Below are 25,197 nucleotides of genomic sequence, written 5' to 3'. Positions count from 1 at the left end.
TTCCCCGTGCCATAACGAGACGGTTATGCCCAGACTGCCGGCCGTGCTTCTGCTGTCGCTGCTCGCCTGGACCGCTACGGCTGGCGCGTTGACTCTCACCGATGAAGAGCGTGACTGGCTGGCGGCCCACCCCACATTGCGCCTGGGCGTCGATGCGTCCTGGCCGCCGTTTGAGTATCGCGACGAGGACGGGCGTTACCAGGGCCTGGCCGCTGACTACATCAGCCTGATCCAGCGCCGCCTGGAGATAAAACTCAACCCGATCGAACCGGTCAGCTGGACCGCCGTTCTCGAGCAGGCGAAACAGGGCAAGCTGGACCTGCTGCCGGGGATCATGTCGACCCCGGAACGCCAGACTTACCTGGCCTTTACCCGGCCTTACCTCGACTTTCCCATCGTGATCCTCGCCCATGAGGGTGGCGCCCAGCCCCACAACCTCAGGGAGCTCTACGGCCTGAAGATCGCGGTGGTGGAAAATTATGCCCCCCATGAACTGCTGCGCACCCACCATCCGGACCTGAACCTGGTGGCCTTGCCCAATGTCAGCTCGGCCCTGCAGGCCCTCGCGACAGATCAGGTCGACGCGGTAGTCAGCGACCTCGCCTCGAGCATCTGGAGCCTGCGACAACTCAAGCTGGATGGGCTGTATGTCAGCGGAGAAACCCCCTACCGCTATCAACTGGCGATGGGCGCGCCACGGGATGAAAAGATCCTGATCGGCATTCTCGACAAGGTCCTGGCCGACCTCACCCCTGCGGAAATCAGCGTGATCCAGGAACACTGGGTGGGCAATGTGCTGGATCACCGTTCGTTCTGGTCAGACCTGCTGGTCTACGGCCTGCCCACAGTGCTGTTGCTGTTCGCGGTACTGGCGGTGGTGATCCGCATCAACCGCCGTCTGAGTTCGGAAATCTCCCGGCGCGTGGCCCTCGAGCAGCAACTGCGCAGCAGCGAGTACCACTACCGCGGCCTGGTGGAGAGCCTGTCGGCCATTGCCTGGGAAGCGCGGATCAGCGACTACACCTACAGCTACGTTTCGCCCCACGCCGAGGCGCTGTTGGGCTACCCGCTGTCCCATTGGCTGATTCCGGGGTTCTGGCGCAACATCATCCACCCCGCCGACCTGACCCGCGCCCAGACCTTCTGCGACCACGAAGTGCTCGCCGGGCGTGATCACAGCCTCGACTACCGGGTCATCACCGCCGATGGCCGATGCCTGTGGGTACGGGACATTGTCAGTCTGATCGAACATGGCCACGAACCGGTGATGCGCGGACTGATGATCGATATCAGCGAAGCCAAGCACACCGAGGAAGCCTTGCGCCTGTCCGAGCAGAAGTTCGCCTCGGTGTTCCAGCAATGCCCGGACATCCTGGTTATCGCGCGACTGTCGGACGGCTGCCTGCTGGAGGTCAACAAGGCCTTTGAGGAACAGATCGGCTTGCGGGCCGAACAGGTGCTCGGCCAGACCGCCTCCAACCTCAATATCTGGGGGATCCAGGGCGTCGGGCCGGGCCTGCTGCTGCGCCTGCAAGCCGGGAGTATCCGCAACCTGGAGATGCCCTTTCGCCGACACAACGGCCAGTTGTTCACCGGCCTGATTTCCGCCGAACCCTTCGACCTCGACACCACCCCGGCGCTGGTGGTGGTGGTGCGCGATATCAGTCGGCTCAAGGAGACCCAGCAGTTGCTGCAGACCTCCGAGGAGAAGTTCGCCAAGGCCTTCCACGCCTCGCCTGACGGCTTGCTGTTGAGCCGCCAGCGCGATGGGCTGCTGATCGAGGTCAACGAAGGCTTCAGCCGCATTACCGGATTCAATAGCGCCATGTCCCTGGATCGCTCGACCCTGGACCTGGGCATCTGGGTCAACCTCAACGAGCGCAAACACATGCTCGACCTGCTGAACCGCGATGGCTACGTGCGGGATTTCAGCTGCCATATCCGGCGCAACGACGGTCAGATCCGTTTGTGCGAGCTGTCCAGCCGCCCCCTGCCCATCGGCAACGAAGACTGCATGCTGACCATCGCCCGCGATATCACCGAACGCCACGTGATGCAGGAAAAGCTCCAGCAAGCCGCCACCGTCTTCGAGAGCACCGCCGAAGGAGTGCTGATCACCGACACCCAGCAACACATCAGCGCGGTCAATCGGGCATTCACCGAGATCACCGGCTACAGCGAAGCCGAAGCCCTCGGCCACACGCCGCGCCTGCTGGCGTCCGGCCTGCACGACAGCGCCTTCTACGCCGCCATGTGGTACCAGTTGACGGCAGAAGGACACTGGCAGGGCGAGATCTCCAACCGGCGCAAGAACGGCGAGCTGTACCCCAGCTGGCTGACCATCAGTGCCGTGCGCAACAAGGAGCAATCGATTACCCATTTCGTCGCGGTGTTCGCCGACATCTCGAGCCTCAAGCACGCCCAGGCACGGCTCGATTACCAAGCCCACCATGACCCGCTGACCGGCCTGCCGAACCGCACCCTGTTCGAGAGCCGCTTGCTGACCGCGCTCAACGGCCAGCAGGAAAACGGCAGCCAGGGCGCGGTGCTGTTTCTCGACCTCGACCGTTTCAAGCACATCAACGACAGCCTCGGCCATCCGGTCGGCGATCTTTTGCTCAAGGGCATTGCCGTACGCCTCAAGGAGCAGTTGCGCGACATCGATACCGTGGCGCGCCTGGGGGGCGACGAGTTCATCATTCTGCTGCCCGGGCTGCAGCAAGCCAGCGATGCCGACCACATTGCCGGCAAACTCCTGAACTGCTTCAGCGCGCCCTTCCAGGCCGGGGAACATGAGTTCTTCATCAGCGCCAGCATCGGCACCAGCCTCTACCCCAAAGACGGCACCGACGTTGCCACATTGATCAAGAACGCCGACGCGGCGATGTATCGTTCCAAGGCCAAAGGCCGGAACCGGGTGGAAAGGTACACCCGCGACCTGACCGCCCAGGCCAGCGAGCGGGTCGCCCTGGAACACGAACTGCGCCGCGCCATCGAGCGCAACGAACTGTCTCTCTACTACCAGCCCAAGATCAGCCTTATCGATCAGGAACTGGTCGGCGCCGAGGCGTTAATCCGCTGGCGGCACCCGACGTTTGGCGATGTGCCTCCGGAGGACTTCATCCCGCTGGCCGAAGAAAACGGCATGATCCTGCAGATCGGCGATTGGGTGCTGGAGCAGGCCTGCCAGCAGATGTCTGCCTGGAACGAACGCTATGCGCCCTTCGGCCCGCTCTCGGTGAACCTGGCCGGCGCCCAGCTGCGCCAGCCCAACCTGCTGGGACGCATCGAACAACTGCTCAAGGACAACCACCTGCGGCCAGGCTTCCTGCAGCTGGAGATCACCGAGAACTTCATCATGAGCCAGACCGAAGAGGCGCTGGAGGTGCTGCATCAACTCAAGCACCTGGGGGTCCAGTTGGCGATCGACGACTTCGGCACTGGTTATTCCTCACTCAGCTACCTCAAGCGCCTGCCCCTGGACTTCCTGAAAATCGACCAGTCGTTTGTCCGCGGCTTGCCGGACGACCCTCATGACGTAGCGATCGTGCGTGCCATCATCGCCCTGGGCCGCAGCATGCAATTCACGGTGATCGCCGAAGGCGTCGAAAGCCATGAGCAACAGGCATTTCTCGGCGCCGAAGGCTGCGAGCAGATCCAGGGCTACATCGTCAGCCTGCCGCTGTGCGCCGATGAGTTCGCCGCGACTTTTCTGCAGATGGGCGTTTCCGATTTTTCGGATAGCACAGCCGAGAATCCGTCGTTATAATCCGCCGCCTACTGAGGGCCTATAGCTCAGTTGGTTAGAGCAGAGGACTCATAATCCTTTGGTCCACGGTTCAAGTCCGTGTGGGCCCACCAAATAAAAAGCCGCGCATTGCGCGGCTTTCGTGTATCTGGAGGTTCGTTTCCAGCGTTCAAACGTGCTTCCAGCGAAGTTCGCGGAACACTCGGCACCCCGCTCCCCTGCCCACCTCAAAGGATGCCAACGCATTTACCGCGAAGGCCGGACCTGGGTCTTGCGCTCGTTGTAAAAGGTGCAATTGGCGGGGACGTCTTTGTTTACCAGGGACATCGCGCCGATCGTGGCGTTATCCCCCACCACCAGTTCGTCACCGATGATGCAGCTGTTAGCCCCGACGCTGACGTTGTCACCGATCCTCAGGTTGTAGTGATCGAGGCCGAGGGTCTTGATCCCGACCGTCGTATTTTGCCGGATAAAGAAATTCCGACCGATTTTTGCATGGCCGGAAATCACCACTCCGGGCAGATGCGCAATGCGCAGCCCCGGGCCGATGTCTGCGCCCAGATCAATATCGACCCCGTATTTGAGGTTGAGCTTTTGTTGCATCCGACGTGCACGCGCGGCCCAGAATCCACCCCGTCCATGCAGGTACTGGGCAAGCCGGAAAGAGAACAGGAAGCGCAGTTTATTGTCTCTCCTGGCCCGCCGGAGAATGTTGGAGATCAGGCCGGTCCGGCTGCCCACTTTCTTCTTGTTGGATACTTCAACCCGCCAATACTCAAACAACTGGTCAAGAGTCACGCGTTCGGTCCTATGTGTTTCCGGGATTGATCATTTGAACACCATCAGCGCAGCACTTTGCACCCTTTGCAGGTCAGCTGGATCTGTCGGTAGTTGGCTGGCGCCAGCTGTGGCAGTTGCTCGAGGCAGGAAGCCGGGTCGTTGAGGGGCAGGTCCTTGAGTTGCGACATGTCCCGCTCCCACCACTTTGAAGCCAGCAGGCGCTCAATCATTTCCGCTGAATAGCGGTAGCGGATCAGCTTGGCCGGCACCCCGGCCACCACAGCGTAAGGGGGCACATCCTGAGTGACCAGGGCGCGAGTGGCGATGATCGCCCCGGTGCCGACGTTGACACCCTCCAGAACCATGGCGTCGCGCCCGATCCAGACGTCATTGCCGACGGTGCCGAAGTCGATGTGCGCGTCGTATTGCCAGGCGGTATCGGTGTACTGGAAGGGGTGGGTGCTCAGCCAATCCGCAGGGTGGTTGTTTTTCTCCTGGCCAAGGATCACACCGGCACCGATCGAGCAGAAACGCCCGATCGAGGTCACCATTTGCAGGCAACTGTCACTCCTGATGTAGGTATGGGCACCGATCGACAGCTCGCCTCGAACGTCGATGTCCACCTGGCCCATGCGTACGCCTTCCTCCAGCTTGAGCGTGGCTCGCTTGCCGATGGTCGAAATAGCGGTGCCAAACTTGAAACCATGCCGCCGGACCTGGCGATTCCAGTACCAATCCCTTATGCCCAACACAACCTCCGACCATCGAAATATGCCTGCCCTGCACCCACCTGAGCAACGCTCACGGTGCAGCACATTACATCAGCAAGAGGAGTTTTTGTTGGCACTTGGCGCTTTGTTCAGGAAACAAAATGGACGCGCGGCGCCTGGATTTCGGCGCCGTCCGATTGGCGCCTGAATCGATCAAAACCGGGGGCTCCGGGCAAGGCCACAACGGGCGCGCGAACACCCTTGCAGCCGCTGCCGTTGTCACTCAAGCCGCAATCAAACACGCCTCCAGGCTGCGGCCCAGGCTTTCGCGCAGTTCACTGCCGCGACGGGCGATGAACACCAGTTGCACCGCCTGCTGTGCATCGCTGTTTTGCGCGGCGCTGAACTGGCTGCGCTGGCCGACATGTTGCAACCACTGGGGAGCCTGGATGCCTTGCAGGTGCACCAGGCCCTTGACCCGGAAGACCTGGGGCGGGATCTGCGCCAGCCACTGGCGAAAGCGCTCAGGGTCCAGGGCTTGCGGGCTCTGCCAGAGCCAGGATTCGAACAGTTGGTCATGGCGGGTGGTGGCCGGGAGCATTTTCAGCGAGCCAGCCTCGCCCCGGTCGCTGAGCAGCAGGCTGTCGGGCAGTTCGGCGTACACCGTCTCGATCACCGGCACCCTCGCCCCCAACTTGCTGCGTATCACCGCCAGTTCCTGCGGGGCGAGCAGATCGGTCTTGTTCAGCAGCACCAGGTCGGCACAGGCGACCTGGGCCCGGGACAGGCGGGCAAACTCCCCTTCCAGGCTGCTGTAGCCGACCCCGTCGACCACGGTGATCACCGCATCGAGCTGCAATTGGGCGCGCAGTTGCGGGTAGGCCAGGGTTTGCAGGATGCGCTGCGGATCGGAAACCCCGCTGCATTCGATGACGATGCGCTCCAGGCGCGGGCTCAGTTGGCTGAGGCTGACCAACTGGGCCAGCAGGTCTTCCTGGACGGTGCAGCAGATACAGCCGTTTTGCAGGCTGTACACGGCATCGGTCACCTCGGCGATGATCGCCGCGTCGATGTTGAGCTCGCCAAAATCATTCACGATCACCGCCAGGCGCCCAGCGTCGTCGCGCTGGACCATGCGGTTGAGCAAGGTGGTCTTGCCGGCGCCGAGAAAGCCGCAGATCACCGTCACGGCAATACGGTTCATGACCCCTCTCCTTCCAGCACCGGCGGTTTCCCACGCCAGGTGGCCTGCAGCGGGGTGTCATCGAACAGCCCCTGCAAGTCGTACACCGGCTGGCCTTCAACCAGGGTCAGTTGCACTTGGGTGCGGTGGATATAGTTGCGCGCCGGCTGGGCGAACAGGTCGCGGTCGAGCACGATCAGGTCCGCCGACTTGCCCACCTCCAGGCTGCCGGTGAGGTGCTCCAGGCCCATGGCATAGGAGCCATTGCTGGTCACCACTTGCAGTGCCTGCTCCAGGGAGATCGGTTCACCGAAGCAGTCAGGCTCCTGGTTCCACGGGTTCTGCCGGGTGACCATGGTCTCCAGTGCCAGCCAGGGGTCGATCGAGGCCACCGGCCAGTCGGTGCCCATGACCGCGATACCGCCCGCCGCCAACACGCCCTTGAAGTCATAGATACGCTTGAGGCGCTCCTGGCCGTAGCCGGAGCGGGCGCCGGTGGCGAACGGCGTCGGGTACCAGGCCGCCGGGGAAAATTCAGCAATCACTTCCAGCTCGCGAAAGCGCTTGAGGTTGCCCGGGTGCAGCAAGGTGCTGTGGGCGCACTGATGGCGAATCCCGCTGAAGCCATTGCGCCGGCGCGCCTCGGCCACCGCATCGAGGAAAACGTCGGAGGCGCCATCGCCGGTGCAGTGGGCGATCACCCGCAGGCCACGGCGGTCCATGTCGACCACCATGTCGGTGATGTGCTCAGGCGTCAGGTTGAGCTTGCCGCGCCAGCTCGCTTCCTGCGGCCAGGGGGTCAGCAGGTAGGACGAGCGCGGCTCCACGGTGCCATCAAAGTGAAACTTGACCGCGTTGGCACTGAGCCGCGCGCTGCGGTAATAGTGCCGCTCGCCGCTGAGCAGCTCCCAGCGCCGGCGCACCGGGAAGATATCGTCCTGCCAGCTGATGGCCGCTTCGATACGGACCGTCAACTGGCCCTGGTCGTCGAGTTCCTTGAGGGCTTGCAGGCGCTGCTCACAGACATGCACGTACTTGCTGGCCGTCACGCCGCGGGCGCTCTGGAAGTGCACGCCATCGCGGTAGGCCTGGCGCAGCACCTCCACCGGGGTCGGCGGCATGGCGGCGTGGATCATGGCGTAGGCGCCGTCGATCATCAGCCCGGTGGGTTCGCCCGTCAGTTCGTCGCGTTCCAGGTAGCCGTTGCGCGGGTCGCTGGTATGGCGGTCGATGCCTGCCAGCTCCAGGGCCCGAGAGTTGACCATCATGGTGCCCCACATGCGATCGAGCAGCGCGATCGGGCGATCCGGCAGGATGCTGTCGAGCCAGGCCCGCCCCGGGGTCAGTCCCGCCTCGCGAAAGGTGTAGCGCACCCAGTACTGGCCATGAATCCAGCCATCGCCCGGGTGACTCTCGGCGTAGGCCAGGATCGCCTGCTTGAGCTGCTCCGGGGTCGGGTCTTCGATGCCCACGTCCAGGTCGTCGCTGAAGCGTGGGGCCAGCGCCAGGTCCGGGTGGGTGTGCATATCGTGCAGGCCAGGCATGCAGAACGCCCCTTGCAGATCATGCACCCGGGTCAGCGGGCCCTTGAACGGCAACACGTCGCCGCGCAGGCCCACCGCAATCAGGCGGCCGCCACGAATCGCCACGCTTTCAGCCCAGGGCTGGGCCGGGTTCATGGTACGGATCCTTCCGTTATCGAGGATCAGATCGGCAAACAGCCCACTGCTGGAGTGGGTCGATGTGAAGTTGTCGATGGCTGTCATGTGCGGCACCTGCTTTTTTCTAGGCAAAGGGAGGCCCTGCGGCGCGTTTTCGCGCCGTTGGACGAAGTCAGTCAGCGGGGTTGGGGCAGGCTCTAGCGGCCGGCCTCCAGGCTTTCGACGAAGCGGGCGATGCGCCGGCAGGCTTCGCTGAGGGCCGTGTCGGAAACCGTGAAGGAGACCCGGACAAAGCCTGCGGTGCTGGCGCCGAACGCACTGGCATCAAGCACCGAGACACCGGTGGCACGGAACAGCTGCCAGGCGAATTCGGTGCTCGACAGCCCCGTGCCGCGCACGTCCACCAACATGAACATGCCCGCCTCCGGGACCTTGCACTTGAGCAGCGGCAACTGGCCCAGGCCGGCCACCACCAGGTCGCGGCGCCGGCGATACAGCTCACGGGCCTGGCCGACGATCTGCTCGTCCAGCTCCAGCGCCTTCAGCGCCGCCGCCTGGATAAACCCCGGCAAGCCGTACAGCATGCACAGCAGCAGGTTATCCAGATGCCCGACCAGCTCGGTGGGCGCCACCACCCAACCAACGCGCCAGCCAGTCATGGCATGGGACTTGGACAGGCTGTTGAGCACCACGGTGCGTTCCAGCATGCCGGGCAAGGTGGCCACGCTCTGGTGGGGCCGGTCGTAGGTGAGCTGGCCATAGACTTCGTCGCTGATCACCCACAAGTCATGGCGCCGGGCGACCAGGGCCACCGCTTCCAGTTCTTCGAGGGTGTAGACGTTGCCGGTGGGATTGTTCGGCGTGGCCAGGGCGATGCCCCGGGTGCGCTCGGTGATCTGCGCCTCGAGGGCCGCCACGCTGAGCCGGAAATCCTCCGCCGCCGGCTGCGCGATCGACACCAGCCGCGCGCCGCTGGCCTGGATGCTGGCGGCGTAGGTCAGGTACATCGGCTCCGGCACCAGGACTTCGTCGCCCTGCTCGAACAGGCACATGGCGGTGGCATACAAGCCATTCTGCGCACCGGCGACCACTGCGATGTTTTCCGCAGTTACCGGCAAGTCGAGCAGGGCTGCCTGCTTGGCGGCGATCGCCGCGCGCAGGGCCGGGCGCCCGACCACGTGGGTGTAATGGGTGTCGCCTTCCTTCAAAGCCTGGACGGCTGCGGCGCAGATTGCCTCGTCGGTGGCGAAGTCCGGATCGCCGATGCTCAGCACAATCGCATCCTCGCCGCGCTCCTGGGCGTCGCAGGCGGCGTAGTGGATGTCCCAGGCACTGACGGTCTCGCCGCTGATGCGTTTGACCACGGATGAATACTGCATTAGCCACTCCTCGCCGGCCCTCGGCCAACGCTTAAATGAATTCAGATCTCAGGCCTGGCGCTGTGGCGTCTTGCCAATGCGGTTGAAGGCCTGCTCGATCACGATCGCCAGAATGATGTAGATCACCGCTACCACCAGCAGCGGCTCGTAGACCCGCAGGGTCTGGGCACGCACCAGGTTGGCCGCACCCAGCAGGTCGGTGACCGCCACAGTGGACGCCAGGGCCGTGGCCTTGAGCAGCATCACGCTTTCCCCGGCCAGGGTCGGGCGCAGCATCTGCAAGGCTCGGGGCATCCACACCCGGCGCAGCACCAGCCAGGGCCGCATGCCATAGGCCCGAGCCGCTTCCAGCTCACCCCGCGGCACCGCGCGCAGGCCGCCGCGCAGTACTTCGCCGACATAGGCCGACACGCTCAAGGTCAGGGCCAGGGCCACGTACCAGAAGCCTTCACGCAGGTACGGCCAGAGCAGGCTGCCGCGAATCAGCGGGAAGCTGGCAAACACGCTGCCGACACCGTAGTAGAGGATGTAGATCTGCACCAGCAGCGGCGTGCCGCGCAACACGCTGGTGTAGAAACGCAGCCCGTTGGCCAGCAGCGGGTTGCGCGACAAGCGACCCAACGCCACGCCGACCGCCATCAGAAACCCCAGGGCGCCGGAAATCAGCAGCAACTGGAAGGTGATCCAGGCGCCACGGATCAGTTCGCTGGAAAAGTTGTTCAGCCAGTTGAAGTCCATGCCCGCCTCCTAGACGTGTCGTGGCATCCAGCGTTCGAAGCGCACTTCGAGCTGCCGGAACACCGAGCTGGAGACCAGCGTGATCAGGTAATAGAACGCCGCCACCGCGAGGTAGAACAGCAGGTAGTGTTTGGTCGATGCCGCCGCCTGGCGCCCCGCCGACAGCAGCTCGGTGTAGCCGACGACGCTGATCAGCGCGCTTTCCTTGACCAGCACCAGCCACAGGTTCGACAGCCCGGCGATGGCGAACGGCATCATGCTAGGCAGCACGATGCGCCGCAGCAGCAACAGGCGATTGATGCCATAGGCCCGCGCCGCCTCGATCTGGCCATGGGGAATGGCCTGGATCGCGCCGCGGATGATCTCTCCGGAGTAGGCGCCCTGGACGATCCCCAGCACCACGATGGCCGCCATGAAACCGTTGACCTCCACCCCCGGCCGCCCCAGCTGGGCCATCAGCAGGTTGATCAGGTCGGTGCCGGCGTAATACAGCAGCAGGATCAGCAGCAGTTCCGGCACCGCGCGGTACAGGGTGGTGTAGCAGTTGGCGCACAGCACCAGCCAGCGTGGGCCACGCAGCTTGACCATGGCCACCAGCAAGCCGATGGCCAGCCCGAGGATAAAGGCGCCCAGGGAGATACCCAGGGTTTTCACCATCCCCTGGGCCAGGGCCTGGAGCCAGCCCTCGGCAAAAAACAGCCGGTAGATTTCCGATACAGTCATAAGCGCACCTGCCGGGGATGGACCTGTAGAGCGTGATTATTCAAGGGACGAGATATCGGTCTTGAAGTACTTGGCGCGAATCTTCTCGTAGGTGCCATTGTCCCGCAGGGCCTGCAAGGCCACGTTCAGGCGCTCGCGCAGGGCATCGTTGCCTTTGCGCACACCGGCGCCGACGCCTTCGCCGAACAGCGGGTCCAGGGGCGCCACGCCTTTGCTGGCGAGCATCGCGTTGTCCGGGCTGTCCAGCAGCGGCTCCACCGCCAATTGATCGGCCAGGAAGATGTCGATGCGGCCACTGCGCAGGTCGGCGAGGATGTCGTCCTGGTCGTTGTAGTAGCGCACGGTGGAGTTGGCGCCGAAGTACTTCTTGATGTACGCCGAGTGAGTGGTGGAACCCTGCACGCCGATGATCTTGCCTTTCAGGCCCTCGGGCGTGGGATCGACCTTGAGGCTGGCGTCGGCCACCCACAGCGCACGGGTGAAGAAGTAAGGCTGGGTGAAATCAATCACCTCCTTGCGCTCCGGGGTGATCGACAGCGAGTTGAGCACCACATCCACCTGCTGCGACTTGAGCGCCGGAATCAGCCCGTCCCAGGCCATTTCATTGAGCTTGCAGTCGGCCTGCATCTGCGCGCACACCGCGCTGATCATGTCCGGCTCGAAACCGCTCCAGGCACCACTGCCATTTTTGTAGGAGAACGGCGGATAGGGTTCCAGGGCGATGCCGAACACCACCTTGTCTGCGGCGAAAGCCGGTGCGCCGGCACACGTCAGGACGCACGCCTGGAGCAGGAGCAACAGTGTCTTTTTCATGATGAAACCCTCGTTTTATCGATTGTTATTGTTGGGTCAGGCCGTTTGAGCCAGGTCAGCGGTTGTCCTGCGCCATCACAAATTGTCGGCAGCGTTCGCTGCGCGGGTCCAGTAATACCTGGGCCGGCGGCCCTTCCTCTTCCACCTGGCCCTGATGCAAATACACCACCTTGCTCGAAACATCCCGGGCAAACGCCATTTCGTGGGTGACCAGGATCATGGTCCGCCCCTCTTCGGCAATGCCCTGGATCACCCGCAGCACCTCGCCCACCAGCTCCGGATCGAGGGCCGAGGTCGGCTCGTCGAAGAGCATCACCTGGGGCCGCATGGCCAGGGCCCGGGCAATGGCCACCCGTTGCTGCTGGCCGCCGGAAAGAAAGGCCGGGAACACGTCACGCTTGTCGATCAGGCCGACCTTCTCCAGCAGGTGCTCGCCGTGGGCGATGGCCTCCTTGCGGTCTTCGCCCAAGACAAATACCGGGGCTTCGATGACGTTTTCCAGCACCGTGCGGTGCGGCCACAGGTTGAAGCTCTGAAACACCATGCTCAGCCGGGTACGCAAGCGCTCCACCTGGCGCGCGTCGGCAATCTGCGCCACGCCCCGGGCGTTGGTCTTCAACTTCACCTGTTCGCCATTGATGCGCAAGCTGCCGCTGCACGGCACTTCCAGCAGGTTGATGCAGCGCAGCAAGGTGCTTTTTCCCGAGCCGCTGGAGCCGATCAGCGACACCACTTCGCCCTCGTTGGCGCGCAGCGAAATCCCCTTCAGGACATGGTGATCGGCATAACTCTTGTGCAAGTCGTCAATCGCGACTACCGGGGTGTCCGGACTGTTTTTATTCACTGCTGCAGGCACGTCTGTGTCTCCCCTGGTTGCTCTGGTTGCGCGGCGTAAGCCAGCCGTCATTCGTCATCGCGGGCGGGAATCCACCACTCTTCGCCCCGCGCGGTGCGGATGTACTCCGGCCAGCGGAAGCGGTGCGGGGCCTTGAAGTCCGCCGGCAGCAGCGGCGCCTGCCAGCGACTGCCGCCAATCCCGCCGCCGGTGCGCTGCTCGAACTCGGCCTTGGCCGCGCCCAGCAGGTCGGCATCGCCGAACAGGTCGAGCAAGGTGCAGGCAATGGTCTTGGCCGCGACATCGATCATTGGGTCGATGGTCTGGGCAATCCCGCCCAGGGCGTTGGAAACCCAGTCCGGGTAGACCGTGCCCGGCGGCGCGGCAAGCATCGGCCGGGCCACCAGCAGGCGCACGGTGGGGCAGTGCCAGGTGTATTCCGGGTAGTCGTCGGAGGTCAGGTAGTTCTGCCAGGCCGGCATTTGCAGGCGCAGCTGGCGCTCGCATTCCTGGGGGTCGATCAACTCCTCGATGGCCGGCAGGAAGGGCTTGTCCATCGGCGCAAGACCCAGGTTGACCTGGATCTCGCGGGCAATGGCACAGGCCTCTTCATCCCAGCGTGGTGCGCCGATGGCGGCCAGGTTGTCGTAGGTGGACTGGGCCAGCACATGGTTGGGCAGGCCGCCGCGCGACTTGCAGACCCAGGTTTTTTTCCATTGGCAACCGGTGGCCATGGCGGCCGCAGCGGCGTTGTTGTCCATCACCTGGGAGATGGTTTCGGCCTGCTCGATGGAGTCGCAGCGCAGCAGGTACTGGATTTGCGACAGGTGTGGCGGCAAGTTGTCGGCGGTGGCCTGGCCGGCGGTGAGAATCGCCTCGTTGTAGCTCCACAGGCCGGTGAACGGCAGGGTCGAGCGACGCAGGCTTTCGTTCAGGGTGTAGAAGTGCACCAGGGCATCGTTGGCCCCCGGCGCCCGGGCAGCCAGGTGGTTTTGCGGGATCGGGCTGTAGCGATCGGCGGCGATCCAGTTTTGCGGGTCGTCGCAGGTGAAGCTGTAGATATAGGCGTAGGCAATACCGCAATGGGTATTCCAGGTGGTGGTGTTGTTCAGCGGCAGCATGTAGGTCGGGTGAAAGCTGATGGCCGCGTCCAGGTCATCGTAGTAACCCTTGGCCGCGTGCACCGGCTTGGAGGCGCGGAGTTTTTCCGCCGGCTCGCCGAAGAACTTGATGGTGCCCTGCAGGCCGAATTCGAGCATCGCCGCTTTTGCCGCCAAGGCCCCGCCCAGGGCGCTGATGCCCAGGGCCGAATGCGGGTCGGTATGCCCCGGGGCAAAGCGCGACAGGCCGTCACGGGGCATTTTGCGGGTGGTCGCCGCCTGGCAGTTGCCGGGCACTGCGTCGTACTCGGCGTAGGTCGCCAGCACCGGGCCCGTGCCCTGGGTGAAGGTGGCGCAGAAGGCGGTGGGCATGCCGCCGCTGTTCTGCTCCACGGTGAAGCCTTCAGCTTCCAGCAACTGCACGTACCAGGCGCAGGACTTGTATTCGCGAAACGCCGGCTCGGCGTAATGCCAGATGATCTGATGCCAGTCCGACAGCTGCTGGCGATGGCGTTCGACCCAATCGAGGGCAAATTGCTTGTAGGGAGACATGCACACAACTCCAGGTGGTTTCGCGGCTGTTGGGTCAGGCCGAGAGAAAGGCTTGGGCGTCCACTTCGATCAGCACCGGCTGCCGTGTATCGGCCAGGCTGGCCAGCAATTCGCCCAGCGCTGCGCGTGCGCTCACGCGGTGGTACTGCACGTGGCTGGCCTGGGCCAGGGCGGCGAAATCCGGGGTCAGGATGTCCACCCCCAGCGGCGCGATATCCCGTGCGGTCATGTAGTCGCGAATCTCGCCGTAGCAGTGGTTGTTCCACAGCACCAGAATCACTCCCAGCCCGGCCTCCTGGGCCGCGATCAGCTCCGCGCTGGAGAACTGCGCCCCGCCATCCCCCACCAGCGCCAGCACCGGACGGCCCGGCATCGCCAGCTTGGCGCCAATGGCGGCCGGCAAGGCGTAGCCCAGGGTGCCGAACCCGGTGCCGGCGTTGAACCAGCTATTGGCCTGCGGCGCCCGGTAGCCCAGGGCGCCCTGGTACACCGGCTGGGTCGAATCACCGACCACTATCGGTGCCGGCAGGCTGTCGCGCAGGGTATCGAGCAGCGCCTGCATCCGCCCTTGCTTGTGGTTCCAGCCCGCGCGCTCAGCCGCATTCACGGCGGCCACCCGCGCCTCGGCCCAGGTACCCGCAGGCCGCTCCGGCAGAGCGTCGTGCAGCGCCTGCAAGCCCTGCCCGGCATCCCCCAGCAGGCCGATGTCGGCCCGCAGGGCGCCGAGAATCTGCAGCGGGTCGATGTCCAGGCGAATCAAGGGTGCGTTCAGGCGCAAGGGCCCGAGGCCGAAGAAGTCGTAGTCGGTTTCCCCAAGTTCAGTGCCCACCGCCAGCACCACGTCAGCCTCGGCGATCAGCTCGCGACCATGGCTCGACGACTGCACGCCATCGAGCAGCAACGGGTGTTCCGGGGGCAGCAGGCCTCGGGCGTTGGTGGTCAGCGCCACCGGTGCCTGCAAGCGTTCGGCCAGGGCGCGCAATGCACCCGCGGCGCGACGTGCGCCGCCTCCGGCAAGGATCAACGGCTTGCGCGCCTGACTCAGCAACTGCACCGCGCTGGCAATGGCTTCGGCCGCCGGTGCGGGCGCCTGGGGCAAGGCGCGGGGGCGCAGGTCGAGGTCGTCGGCCGGCATTTCCAGTACATCCAGCGGGATCTCGATATGCACCGGGCGCGGACGCGAGCAGCCGAACAGGGCAAAGGCCCGGCCGAGCAGTTCCGGCAGTTCCTGCGGGCGTTGCAGGGTGTGGCTGAAGGCGCAGACCCCGGCGACCATGGCACGCTGGTCAGGCATCTCATGCAGGTAACCGTGGCCCAGGCGCAGATGCTCACGGCGGCTGGTGGTGGAAATCACCAGCATCGGCACCGAGTCGGCGTAGGCCTGGCCCATGGCCGTGAGGATGTTGGTCATGCCGGGGCCGGTAATGATGAAACACACTCCCGGCTTGCCGCTGGCACGGGCATAACCGTCGGCCATGAAGCCGGCACCCTGTTCATGGCGCGGGCTGACATGACGCAGGGAACTGCCGTGCAACCCACGATAAAGCTCGACCGTATGCACGCCTGGAATGCCGAATACCGACTCCACGCCATAGCCTTCAAGCAACCGGACCAACGCCTGGGCACAACTGACCATGGGAGCTCCTCACATTATTTTTATTAGTGGCCAGGCTCACCCGGAGCTGGCGCAGGTCCCTAGTATTGGTGAATGAATAATTACATCAATCGAATTTATTTTGCGTTAATGTCAAATTAAATTACCCAAACATCAGCCGCCTTGTTGCCTGTCTGCCCGGGCTGGAAGGCACCCCATCGCTGCCAGGAGGTTGCATGCGTTACCCCTCGATGACCGCCTTGCGCGCCCTGGATGCGGTCGCCCGCCTGGGCAGCGTGACCGACGCCGCGCGCCAGTTGAACCTGACCCGCAGCGCCATCAGCCATCAGATCAACAGCCTCGAACAGAGCCTGGGCTTTGCCCTCACCGAACGCATCGGCCGTGGCATTGGTCTGACCTATCGCGGTGAATGTTATGCCCGCGAAGTGCACCAGATCCTCGCCGACATCCAGGAAGCCGGCCGCCGCTTCGAGGACCAGCAGATCTCGGGCAAATTGCGCATCAGCTGCAACCCGGGGTTCGCCAGCTTCTGGCTGTGCTACCACATCAACGATTTCCTGCGGCAGTACCCGCAGGTGCAATTGCAGGTGGTCACCCCTCGCGCACCGGACGACACCAGCGACCCGAATGCCGACCTGTTCATCGCTTATGGCATTGGCGACTGGCCGGACTTGCTGGTGGAGCAGATCGTCGCCTTGCACTTTTTCCCGGTGTGCAGCCCACGCCTGATCAACGCCCTGGGCGGCCTGAAAACACCTCAGGAGCTGGCCGGCTTTCCGCTGATCCACATGAGCGACCAGACCGACTGGCGGGTCTGGCTGGCGGCGGCCGGGGCCTCCAGCATCGACGCCAGCAGCGGGATCATTTTTTCCGACGCCCATTGCGCCCAATCGGCCTGCATCGCAGCCCAGGGCGTGGCCATCGGCGACAACCTGCTCAGTGGCGATGCCCTGGCGCGAGGCCTGCTGGTCAGGCCGTTCGAGATTGCCATCAACCCGCTGCGCGGCTACTTCCTGGTGGTCGACCCGACCAAGGCCGAACGCTCGGTGGTGCAGGCCTTCAGTACCTGGCTGAAAAACCAGTTGCTGGCCACCACCCAGGGCATCAGCGACAAGCCGCCGATCAGCAGTTGAGCCGCGGCAATGGGCAATTGCGCTCACCAGTGAGGCGCAAATTCTTCGATTGATGGGCTGTTTTGCTTTACCGAGAATGGCCCGCCATCACTGCCGAGGAAGCCCCCATGCGTGTCCAACACCAGCCCTTGCTGGCCCGCAGCCCCTGCACCCGACGGGACCTGACGAGTTTGCATTACGGCGAACCCGGGCGGGGCAAAAAGGTCTACCTGCAGGCCAGCCTGCATGCCGATGAACTGCCCGGCATGCTGGTGCTGCATCACCTGCGCCAGCGCCTGGACCAGGCCCAGGCAGAGGGTGCAATCCACGGGGAAATCGTCCTGGTGCCGATCGCCAACCCGGTGGGCCTGGAACAGACCCTGATGCACGATGCCATGGGCCGCTTCGACTTCAACAGTGGGGAAAACTTCAACCGCCGCTACCCCGACCTGGCGGCGTTGATCAGCGACGGCCTCGAGGCACGCCTGGGCCAGGACGCCTCGGACAATCGGCGCCTGATCCGTCAGGCCATGGGCCAGGCCTTGCAACAATGGCCGGTCACCAGCGAGCTCGACTCATTGCGGCGGGCCCAACTGCTGCTGGCCCATGACGCCGATGTGGTGCTGGACCTGCACTGCGACGCCCAGGCCATCCTTCACCTGTACGCCGAAACCCCTTACTGGCCGCAGATCGAACCCCTGGCCCGCTACCTGGGCGTGCACGCCAGCCTGCTGGCCAGCGGCACCGGCGCCGGCTCGTTCGACGAGGCTTGCGGCCAACCCTGGTGGCGCCTGGCCGAGCGGTTCGGCGAACACTTCCCGATCCCCCTGGGCTGCGCCAGCGTGACCCTGGAGCTGCGGGGCGAAGCCGATGTCGAACACGGCCTGGCACAAAGCGATGCCGGGCAGCTCTTCGCCTACCTGCAGCACCTGGGAGTCGTGGGCGGCGAGGCTCCGGCAATGCCGGCGCTGCACCACCCGGCGACGCCTTTTGCCGGCTCGCTGACCTTGCGTGCGCCCTGCGCCGGGCTGGTGGTGTTCCTGCATAAACCCGGGGCCTGGATCAACCACGGGGACCCGGTGGTGGAACTGATCGACCCACTGTCCGGCGTGACCCAGGTGGTGCGCAGCTCAACCTGCGGTGTGATGTACATGCGCTCTGCCATCCGCTTCGCCGCCCCGGGCGTGGAACTGTGCAAGATCGCCGGTGCCGCCCCCCTGCCGGAAGGGGTGCAGGTATCGGCCTGACGCTGGGCCCCTCAGTGAACCAGACGTCACTCTGCTGGGACGGCGCAGCCCCAAGCCGACGCAAAACCCTGGCCCATGAAAAAGCCGCGCAATGCGCGGCTTTTCACTGTGCGGTGTCAGCCCTTACTTGGGCAGCGCATAGGCGATCACGTAATCGCCCCGGTCCGTCGACTGACGGGCGCCACCGGCGGTGAGCAGGATGTACTGCTGGCCGGTTTTCGGTGACACGTAGGTCATCGGCCCCGACTGGCTACCCACCGGCAGGCGGGATTTCCAGATTTCATTGCCGTTGCCGGTGTCGAAGGCGCGCAGGTAGAAGTCCTGGGTGCCGGCGAAGAACAGCAGGCCGGATTGGGTGGCCAGGGAGGCGCCCAGGGTCGGCATGCCGATCGGGATCTGCATGTGCATGCGGATGCCCATCGGGCCGGTGTCCTGCACGGTGCCCACCGGCACCTGCCACATCAGCTTGCGGGTCTTCAGGTCGATGGCCGACATGGTGCCGAACGGGGGTTTCTGGCACGGAATGCCAGCCGCCGACAGGAAGCGTTCACGCATGGCGCCAAACGGCGTGCCGGCCTGGGGCACCACGCCCATTTCGATGCCGCTGGCACCGGCGGCGATCTTGTCCCGCGGGATCATGTAGTTGGCCAGGCCCAGGCGCATGTCGTTGACGAACATGTAGTGCGTGTTCGGGTCCACCGACACGCTGCCCCAGTTCATGCCCCCCAGGGAACCCGGGAATTGCAGGGCACGGTCCAGGCCCGGCGGGGTGTAGACGCCCTGGTGGCGCATGCCCTTGAACTGGATCCGGCACATCAACTGATCGAATGGCGTGGCACCCCACATATCGGCTTCGGTGAGGGTCTGGTTACCGATCGACGGCATTTCCACGGAGAACGGCTGGGTCGGCGAATAACGCTCGCCCGGCACATTGCCCTGGGGCACCGGCCGCTCTTCGACCCGGGCAATCGGCTTGCCGGTCTCACGGTTGAGCAGGAAGATCTCGCCCTGCTTGGTGACCTGGGCCAGCGCCGGTTGCACGCCACCCTTGTCGTCCGGCACGTCGTACAGCAGCGGCTGCGCCGGCAGGTCGAAATCCCAGAGGTCGTGGTGGGTGGTCTGGAAGTGCCAGCGCACCTGGCCGGTTGCAACGTCGAGGGCGACGATGGAGGAGCTCCACTTGTCATCGAACTCGGTCCGTTCACCCGCAAAAAAGTCCGGGGTCGCGTTGCCGGTCGGCAGGTAGACCAGGCCCAGCTTGGGGTCATAAGACATCGCCGACCACACGTTAGGCGTACCGCGGGTGTAAGTCTCGCCCGCCGGTGGCCGCTTGGTGGTGTTCGGGTTGCCCGGATCCCAGGCCCAGACCAGCTCGCCGCTGCGCACGTCGAACGCACGCACCACGCCCGGTGGTTCGCCGGTGGAGAAGTTATCGGCGACGCGGCCGCCGACAATCACCACATTGCCCGCCACCAGGGGGGTCGAGGTCTGCTGGTAATAACCGGGTTTGACTTCGCCCATGTCGGTTTTCAGATCAACCGTGCCCTGGTCGCCAAAGTCGGCGCAGGGCTTGCCGGTTTCGGCGTCGATGGCGATCAGGCGGGCATCGATGGTCGGCAGGAACAGCCGTTTGACACAGGCGCTCGCCGCCACGGGCTGCGCGGTCCCGGTCGCTGCGCTGCTGCTATCGAAGTAACCCAGGCCACGGCAACGCTGCCAGTTCGGTGCGCTGCCCTTGGGGTCGAACTTCCAGCGCTCGGCACCGGTGTCAGCGTCCAGGGAGAAGACTTTGCCGTAGGCGGTGCAGACGTAAATATTGTCGCCGACCTGCAATGGGGTGTTCTGGTCTTCGGCGCCAGAGCCGTTGCTCTCGGGAATGTCGCCGGTGCGGAAGGTCCAGGCCACTTGCAGCTTGTCGATATTGCCTTTGTTGATCTGGTCCAGCGCGGCAAAACGGTTGCCCGCCGTGGTGTTGCCCCAGTGCGCCCAGTCTTTCTGCTCGGTGCCCGGTACCACCGGGGTCACCGCCGGCTCGACGCTGGCCTTGACCACATGGGTCGGCACAAACATGTAGGCCAGGGTCGCCACCACGCCAAGGCCGAGCACACCGGCCAAGCCATAGGCGCCACGGCCGGCGGTCGCGCCGGAAGCCCGCACCAGGGTCGGGTAAACCAGAGCCACCACCAGGCCGATCACGGCGAAGGTCAGGACCCGCGACACCAGCGGCCAGTATTCCAGGCCGGTGTCCCACACCGCCCAGATCGCGGTCAGCACCAGGGCCACGCCATAGATCCAGGCACCGCGAGGGTCGCGGCGGGCGATCAACAGGCCGGAAACCAGCATCGCCAGGCCCATCAGCAGGAAGTACCCACTGCCACCCAGACTCACCAGGTAGCCACCGCCACCTGCCAGGCCAAGCCCGATCAGTGCGATCAGGACACCCAGGCCCACCAGCAGCCATTTGCTGCCGGCGGCAGCTCCAGAGTTGTTCATGTCGGAAATTTCTCCCATCTTTAACGTGGGCGAGAGAATGTACTACCTAGTTACTTATGACAACTTGTCGCAGCCAATTTGTGGCAAAAAATGTCATGAGCGGTTTCAGATTAGCCATAAAGCCGTACCGCGAAGAAAATAATAAATTCCAAACAGTATTGTTATGGAATATTTATTCCAATAATGTATTTACAGAATCTGCCGTTCCTCGTCTCCCACAATAAAAAAGGATCAGATGCCATGAGACGTTTCCTGGGCTGCCTGTGCGTGTTGCTGCTCTCTGTTTCCGCCCACGCCGAACTGCGCATCGGCGTTACGGTGGGGCAGTACGACAACTACATTTCCTACCTGGTGAAAGCCATGCAAGACCGCGCCAGGCAGGTGCCGGGCGGCGTCACCCTGCAGGTCGAGGACTCCGCCAGCGACGTGGTGCGCCAGTTGAGCCAGGTCGAGAGTTTTATCAGCCAGAAGGTCGACGCCATCATCGTCAACCCGGCCGACACCGCCGCCACCCGCAAGATCAGCGAAAAGGTCCTGGCGGCCGGCATCCCCCTGGTCTACATGAACAGCCGTCCCGAAGTCGAAACCCTGCCGGCCGGCGTGGTGTTTGTCGGCACCGACGAGCGCGCCATCGGCCGCCTGCAGATGCAGTACCTGGCCGAGAAGATGGGCGGCAAAGGCAACCTCGCAGTGATTCTCGGGCGCCTGGCCCACAGCGACACCGGCAAGCGCACCCACGGGGTCAAGGACGTACTGGCCAACTACCCGGGCATCAAGCTCGTCGAAGAGCAGTCCGGCGACTGGCAGCGGGAAAAAGGCATGGACCTGATGAACGAATGGCTGACCAAGGGCCAGGCCATTGATGCGGTCGCCGCCAACAATGACGAAATGGGCATCGGCGCCGCCATGGCCCTGCGCCAGGCCGGGCGCGACGACATCTTGGTGGGCGGCATCGACGGCACCCCGGACGGCTTGCTGGCACTGAAAAAAGGCCAGTTGGCGGTCAGTGTTTTCCGCGATCCGGTGGCCATCGGTGCCGGCTCCCTGGACGCCGCCGTGCAACTGATCAACCACGAAGCCTTGCAAGGCGATATCTGGATTCCCACGCAGTTGGTCACCCCGCAGAACTACGCGCAGTTCCAGCGTCAGTAGCGCGGCGAGCGTCGGTGCGGGCGAGGCTGTAACATGCTCGCCCACCGATTCCCGCGCCGGAGCCCACCGTGTCTGAAAGCCGCCCTCCCGTCCTCGACGAAATCGATCGTCAACTGATTGCCGCCTTGCAGATCAACGCCCGCGAAAGCGTGGCCATGCTGGCCCGGCAACTGGGCATCGCGCGGACCACCGTGACCTCGCGCCTGGCCCGCCTGGAAAAAGCCCGAGTCATCACCGGCTATGGCGTGCGCCTGGGGCAACGGGTGATCGATGGCGGCCTGCAAGCGTATGTGGGCATCAAGGTCCAGCCGCGCTCGGGCAAGGAAGTGCTGCGCCGCCTCAGCGCCATGGCCCAGGTCCAGCAATTGTGCGCGGTCAGCGGCGAATTCGATTATGTGGCCTGGCTGCGCACCGACTCGCCGGAACAGCTCGACCAATTGCTCGACCAGATCGGCAGCGTCGACGGCGTCGAAAAAACCACCACCTCCATCATCCTCAGCAGCAAAATCGACCGCGGCCACCCCCTCTGACCCTGTAACCGCTGCCGAGCAGCGCGAGGCTGCGCTGGCCCAAATCGCGCCCGAAAAGTGTCAGGTGTAAACCCATCGCCTGACAGCGCCCGATACTTCACCACCAGCCACACTTCGTCGTTAATTCACATTATTTCGTCATATCGCCTTATATGAATCCAAAACGACGACACTTTGCGTCTTATTTACGGGCGTTACGCTCCCTAGAATGGCTGCCAGCTTTTTCTATACTCAACGCTCTGCGTGAGCCGCCAGCAAGGTCCCGCCATGAACAAGAACAATCGCCATCCTGCAGACGGTAAAAAACCGATCACCATTTTCGGCCCGGACTTCCCTTTTGCGTTTGACGACTGGATCGAGAACCCCGCCGGCCTGGGCAGCATTCCCCAGGCCAACCACGGCGCCGAGGTGGCCATTGTCGGTGCCGGTATCGCCGGCCTGGTGGCTGCGTACGAACTGATGAAACTGGGCCTCAAGCCCGTGGTGTATGAAGCCTCGAAGATGGGCGGACGCCTGCGCTCCCAGGCCTTTGAAGGCGCCGAGGGCATCATCGCCGAGTTGGGCGGCATGCGGTTTCCGGTGTCATCCACCGCCTTCTATCACTATGTCGACAAGCTCGGTCTGCAAACCAAGCCCTTCCCCAACCCGCTGACCCCGGCCTCGGGCAGCACCGTGATCGACCTCGAAGGCCAGACCCACTACGCGCAGAAACTCGCCGACCTGCCGGCACTGTTCCAGGAAGTGGCCGACGCCTGGGCCGATGCCCTGGAGGACGGTTCGCGCTTCGGCGAGATCCAGCAAGCCATTCGCGAACGCGATGTGCCGCGCCTCAAGCAACTGTGGAATACCCTGGTACCGCTGTGGGACGACCGCACCTTCTACGACTTCGTCGCCACCTCCAAAGCCTTCGCCAAGCTGTCCTTCCACCACCGTGAAGTGTTCGGCCAGGTCGGCTTCGGCACCGGCGGCTGGGACTCGGACTTCCCCAACTCGATGCTGGAAATCTTCCGCGTGGTCATGACCAACTGCGACGATCACCAGCACCTCGTGGTCGGCGGCGTCGAGCAAGTGCCCCTGGGCATCTGGCGCCATGTGCCCGAGCGTTGCGCGCACTGGCCCGAAGGCACCAGCCTCAGCTCGCTGCATAACGGCGCACCGCGCACAGGCGTGAAACGCATCGCCCACGCCGCCGACGGGCGCTTTGCGGTGACCGACAACTGGGGCGATACCCGGGAATACGCAGCGGTGCTGACCACTTGCCAGAGCTGGCTGCTGACCACCCAGATCGAATGCGACGAAACCCTGTTCTCGCAAAAGATGTGGATGGCCCTGGACCGCACGCGCTACATGCAGTCGTCGAAAACCTTCGTCATGGTCGACCGGCCATTCTGGAAGGACAAAGACCCGGAAACCGGGCGCGACCTGATGAGCATGACCCTCACCGACCGCCTGACCCGTGGCACTTATCTGTTCGATAACGGCGACGACAAGCCGGGGGTGATCTGCCTGTCCTACTCATGGATGAGCGACGCCCTGAAAATGCTCCCGCACCCGGTGGAAAAGCGCGTGAAGCTGGCCCTCGATGCCTTGAAAAAGATCTACCCGAAAGTCGACATCGCCGCGCGCATCATCGGCGATCCGATCACCGTGTCCTGGGAAGCCGACCCGCATTTCCTCGGTGCCTTCAAAGGCGCGCTGCCGGGCCACTACCGCTACAACCAACGGATGTACGCGCACTTCATGCAGGACGATATGCCCGCCGAACAACGCGGAATCTTTATCGCCGGCGACGATGTGTCATGGACCCCGGCCTGGGTCGAAGGCGCGGTACAGACCTCCTTGAATGCGGTTTGGGGCATCATGAAGCACTTCGGCGGGCAGACCCACGCCGAAAACCCGGGCCCAGGCGATGTGTTCCACGAAATCGGCCCCATCGCCCTGGCCGAATAGTCGACACCCGCCCTCGCGGGCCGGCTTGCCAGCAGCATCGCTGCCAAGCCGGCCCCGCGGTTGATCAGGAGTAATCCCCATGCGCGTAGCGCTTTATCAGTGCCCGCCACTGCCCCTGGATGTAGCCGGCAACCTGCAACGCCTGCAAAACATCGCCATGGAAGCCAGCGACGCCGACCTGCTGGTGCTGCCCGAGATGTACCTCAGCGGCTACAACATCGGCCCCGAGGCGGTCGGCGCCCTGGCCGAAGCCCAGGACGGCCCCTCGGCCGAACATATCGCGGCCATCGCCCGGGCTGCGGGCACCGCGATTGTCTATGGCTATGCCGAGCGCGCCGAGGACGGGCAGATCTACAACGCCATCCAACTGATCGATGCCCAGGGCCAGCGCCTGTGCAACTACCGCAAGACCCACCTGTTCGGCGACCTCGACCGCTCGATGTTCAGCGCCGGGGCCGACCAGTTCCCGCTGGTGGAATTGAACGGCTGGAAACTCGGGTTCCTGATCTGCTACGACATCGAGTTCCCGGAAAACGCCCGGCGTCTGGCACTGGCCGGCGCCGAGCTGATCCTGGTGCCGACGGCGAACATGCGTCCCTACGAGTTCGTTGCCGAGGTGACCGTGCGTTCCCGGGCTTTTGAAAACCAGTGCTACGTGGCCTACGCCAACTACTGCGGCAGCGAGGACGAAATCCACTACTGCGGCCTGAGCAGCATCGCCGCTCCCGATGGCACCCTCTGCGCCAGGGCCGGGCTCGACGAAGCGTTGATCAGCGGCGTGCTGGACCGGCAATTGATGCTCGACTCCCGGGCGATCAATCGCTATTTCGTCGACCGCCGCCCCGAGCTTTACGACGACCTGAACAAGCGCTGATC

At 64.0% G+C, this 25,197-nt stretch carries 19 protein-coding genes and 1 tRNA gene; 8 read left to right on the top strand and 12 right to left on the bottom strand.

Annotation, left to right across the window (positions count from 1 at the left end):
* The first annotated feature begins 25 nt into the window (after window positions 1-25).
* Entirely contained in the window at window positions 26-3,769 is a 3,744-nt protein-coding gene (locus MF4836_RS26845) for an EAL domain-containing protein (RefSeq protein WP_078472864.1), read from the top strand.
* Between the two features lie 15 nt (window positions 3,770-3,784).
* Window positions 3,785-3,861: transfer RNA gene (locus MF4836_RS26840), tRNA-Ile, on the top strand.
* 133 nt (window positions 3,862-3,994) lie between these two features.
* On the opposite strand, the gene MF4836_RS26835 is transcribed toward MF4836_RS26840, so the two are convergent.
* From MF4836_RS26835 to MF4836_RS26785, 11 genes are all read right to left on the bottom strand, one after another.
* Complete coding sequence (locus tag MF4836_RS26835) at window positions 3,995-4,546, bottom strand: serine acetyltransferase (protein WP_078472863.1); 552 nt, start codon at window positions 4,544-4,546, stop codon at window positions 3,995-3,997.
* 44 nt (window positions 4,547-4,590) lie between these two features.
* The gene (locus MF4836_RS26830; protein WP_153050272.1) at window positions 4,591-5,277 is read right to left on the bottom strand and encodes a CatB-related O-acetyltransferase; all 687 of its coding nucleotides are present in this window, start codon (window positions 5,275-5,277) and stop codon (window positions 4,591-4,593) included.
* Between the two features lie 244 nt (window positions 5,278-5,521).
* Window positions 5,522-6,442, bottom strand: coding sequence for a CobW family GTP-binding protein (locus MF4836_RS26825; RefSeq protein ID WP_078472861.1), 921 nt, complete (start codon window positions 6,440-6,442; stop codon window positions 5,522-5,524).
* Window positions 6,439-8,187: an amidohydrolase gene (locus tag MF4836_RS26820; RefSeq protein WP_078472860.1), complete on the bottom strand. Its 1,749-nt coding sequence runs from the start codon at window positions 8,185-8,187 to the stop codon at window positions 6,439-6,441. The genes MF4836_RS26825 and MF4836_RS26820 overlap by 4 nt, the downstream gene beginning before the upstream one ends.
* A gap of 92 nt (window positions 8,188-8,279) precedes the next feature.
* Window positions 8,280-9,461, bottom strand: coding sequence for a pyridoxal phosphate-dependent aminotransferase (locus tag MF4836_RS26815; protein ID WP_078472859.1), 1,182 nt, complete (start codon window positions 9,459-9,461; stop codon window positions 8,280-8,282).
* Between the two features lie 48 nt (window positions 9,462-9,509).
* Complete coding sequence (locus tag MF4836_RS26810; protein ID WP_078472858.1) at window positions 9,510-10,199, bottom strand: ABC transporter permease; 690 nt, start codon at window positions 10,197-10,199, stop codon at window positions 9,510-9,512.
* A 9-nt stretch (window positions 10,200-10,208) separates the two neighbouring features.
* Complete coding sequence (locus MF4836_RS26805; protein ID WP_078472857.1) at window positions 10,209-10,922, bottom strand: ABC transporter permease; 714 nt, start codon at window positions 10,920-10,922, stop codon at window positions 10,209-10,211.
* Between the two features lie 36 nt (window positions 10,923-10,958).
* On the bottom strand, window positions 10,959-11,735 hold the full coding sequence (locus MF4836_RS26800) for a transporter substrate-binding domain-containing protein (protein ID WP_078472856.1): 777 nt from the start codon (window positions 11,733-11,735) through the stop codon (window positions 10,959-10,961).
* Between the two features lie 55 nt (window positions 11,736-11,790).
* Window positions 11,791-12,579 carry an ABC transporter ATP-binding protein gene (locus tag MF4836_RS26795; RefSeq protein WP_020295443.1) on the bottom strand — a complete coding sequence of 263 codons (789 nt, stop codon included), beginning with the start codon at window positions 12,577-12,579 and terminating at the stop codon, window positions 11,791-11,793.
* Between the two features lie 59 nt (window positions 12,580-12,638).
* Window positions 12,639-14,222, bottom strand: coding sequence for a peptidase M20 (locus MF4836_RS26790; protein WP_078472854.1), 1,584 nt, complete (start codon window positions 14,220-14,222; stop codon window positions 12,639-12,641).
* A 34-nt stretch (window positions 14,223-14,256) separates the two neighbouring features.
* A complete protein-coding gene (locus MF4836_RS26785) occupies window positions 14,257-15,858 on the bottom strand; it encodes a 5-guanidino-2-oxopentanoate decarboxylase (RefSeq protein ID WP_078472853.1) in 1,602 nt (533 codons plus the stop codon).
* Between the two features lie 194 nt (window positions 15,859-16,052).
* Between MF4836_RS26785 and MF4836_RS26780 the strand changes: the two genes are divergently transcribed.
* Both MF4836_RS26780 and MF4836_RS26775 read left to right on the top strand, forming a co-directional pair.
* Window positions 16,053-16,970: a LysR substrate-binding domain-containing protein gene (locus MF4836_RS26780; RefSeq protein WP_078472852.1), complete on the top strand. Its 918-nt coding sequence runs from the start codon at window positions 16,053-16,055 to the stop codon at window positions 16,968-16,970.
* Window positions 16,971-17,077: 107 nt separating this feature from the next.
* Window positions 17,078-18,196, top strand: a complete 1,119-nt coding sequence (locus tag MF4836_RS26775) for a succinylglutamate desuccinylase/aspartoacylase family protein (RefSeq protein WP_078472851.1) — start codon at window positions 17,078-17,080, stop codon at window positions 18,194-18,196.
* Window positions 18,197-18,319: 123 nt separating this feature from the next.
* On the opposite strand, the gene MF4836_RS26770 is transcribed toward MF4836_RS26775, so the two are convergent.
* Entirely contained in the window at window positions 18,320-20,689 is a 2,370-nt protein-coding gene (locus MF4836_RS26770) for a glucose/quinate/shikimate family membrane-bound PQQ-dependent dehydrogenase (RefSeq protein ID WP_078472850.1), read from the bottom strand.
* A gap of 240 nt (window positions 20,690-20,929) precedes the next feature.
* Between MF4836_RS26770 and MF4836_RS26765 the strand changes: the two genes are divergently transcribed.
* The 4 genes from MF4836_RS26765 (at window position 20,930) to MF4836_RS26750 (ending at window position 25,195) form a co-directional block, all read left to right on the top strand.
* Window positions 20,930-21,841 carry a sugar ABC transporter substrate-binding protein gene (locus MF4836_RS26765; RefSeq protein WP_078472849.1) on the top strand — a complete coding sequence of 304 codons (912 nt, stop codon included), beginning with the start codon at window positions 20,930-20,932 and terminating at the stop codon, window positions 21,839-21,841.
* Window positions 21,842-21,909: 68 nt separating this feature from the next.
* The gene (locus MF4836_RS26760; protein ID WP_078472848.1) at window positions 21,910-22,371 is read left to right on the top strand and encodes an Lrp/AsnC family transcriptional regulator; all 462 of its coding nucleotides are present in this window, start codon (window positions 21,910-21,912) and stop codon (window positions 22,369-22,371) included.
* Window positions 22,372-22,638: 267 nt separating this feature from the next.
* The gene (locus MF4836_RS26755) at window positions 22,639-24,321 is read left to right on the top strand and encodes a flavin monoamine oxidase family protein (protein WP_078472847.1); all 1,683 of its coding nucleotides are present in this window, start codon (window positions 22,639-22,641) and stop codon (window positions 24,319-24,321) included.
* Between the two features lie 79 nt (window positions 24,322-24,400).
* Window positions 24,401-25,195: a carbon-nitrogen hydrolase family protein gene (locus tag MF4836_RS26750; protein WP_078472846.1), complete on the top strand. Its 795-nt coding sequence runs from the start codon at window positions 24,401-24,403 to the stop codon at window positions 25,193-25,195.
* The last annotated feature ends 2 nt before the right edge of the window (window positions 25,196-25,197 follow it).

It is taken from the genome of Pseudomonas sp. MF4836 (assembly GCF_002018875.1).
In the GTDB taxonomy this organism is placed as follows: Bacteria; Pseudomonadota; Gammaproteobacteria; order Pseudomonadales; family Pseudomonadaceae; genus Aquipseudomonas.
The sequence above is the reverse complement of the archived record's forward strand: the minus strand, read 5'-3'. Positions and strand labels throughout refer to the sequence as shown.

Coding starts and splice junctions, on each gene's coding strand:
- MF4836_RS26750 (WP_078472846.1), top strand. CDS start 24,401: ATGCGCGTAGCGCTTTATCAGTGCCCGCCACTGCCCCTGGATGTAGCC.
- MF4836_RS26785 (WP_078472853.1), bottom strand. CDS start 15,858: ATGGTCAGTTGTGCCCAGGCGTTGGTCCGGTTGCTTGAAGGCTATGGC.
- MF4836_RS26815 (WP_078472859.1), bottom strand. CDS start 9,461: ATGCAGTATTCATCCGTGGTCAAACGCATCAGCGGCGAGACCGTCAGT.
- MF4836_RS26780 (WP_078472852.1), top strand. CDS start 16,053: ATGCGTTACCCCTCGATGACCGCCTTGCGCGCCCTGGATGCGGTCGCC.
- MF4836_RS26790 (WP_078472854.1), bottom strand. CDS start 14,222: ATGTCTCCCTACAAGCAATTTGCCCTCGATTGGGTCGAACGCCATCGC.
- MF4836_RS26825 (WP_078472861.1), bottom strand. CDS start 6,442: ATGAACCGTATTGCCGTGACGGTGATCTGCGGCTTTCTCGGCGCCGGC.
- MF4836_RS26820 (WP_078472860.1), bottom strand. CDS start 8,187: ATGACAGCCATCGACAACTTCACATCGACCCACTCCAGCAGTGGGCTG.
- MF4836_RS26805 (WP_078472857.1), bottom strand. CDS start 10,922: ATGACTGTATCGGAAATCTACCGGCTGTTTTTTGCCGAGGGCTGGCTC.
- MF4836_RS26845 (WP_078472864.1), top strand. CDS start 26: ATGCCCAGACTGCCGGCCGTGCTTCTGCTGTCGCTGCTCGCCTGGACC.
- MF4836_RS26770 (WP_078472850.1), bottom strand. CDS start 20,689: ATGAACAACTCTGGAGCTGCCGCCGGCAGCAAATGGCTGCTGGTGGGC.
- MF4836_RS26755 (WP_078472847.1), top strand. CDS start 22,639: ATGAACAAGAACAATCGCCATCCTGCAGACGGTAAAAAACCGATCACC.
- MF4836_RS26800 (WP_078472856.1), bottom strand. CDS start 11,735: ATGAAAAAGACACTGTTGCTCCTGCTCCAGGCGTGCGTCCTGACGTGT.
- MF4836_RS26775 (WP_078472851.1), top strand. CDS start 17,078: ATGCGTGTCCAACACCAGCCCTTGCTGGCCCGCAGCCCCTGCACCCGA.
- MF4836_RS26765 (WP_078472849.1), top strand. CDS start 20,930: ATGAGACGTTTCCTGGGCTGCCTGTGCGTGTTGCTGCTCTCTGTTTCC.
- MF4836_RS26810 (WP_078472858.1), bottom strand. CDS start 10,199: ATGGACTTCAACTGGCTGAACAACTTTTCCAGCGAACTGATCCGTGGC.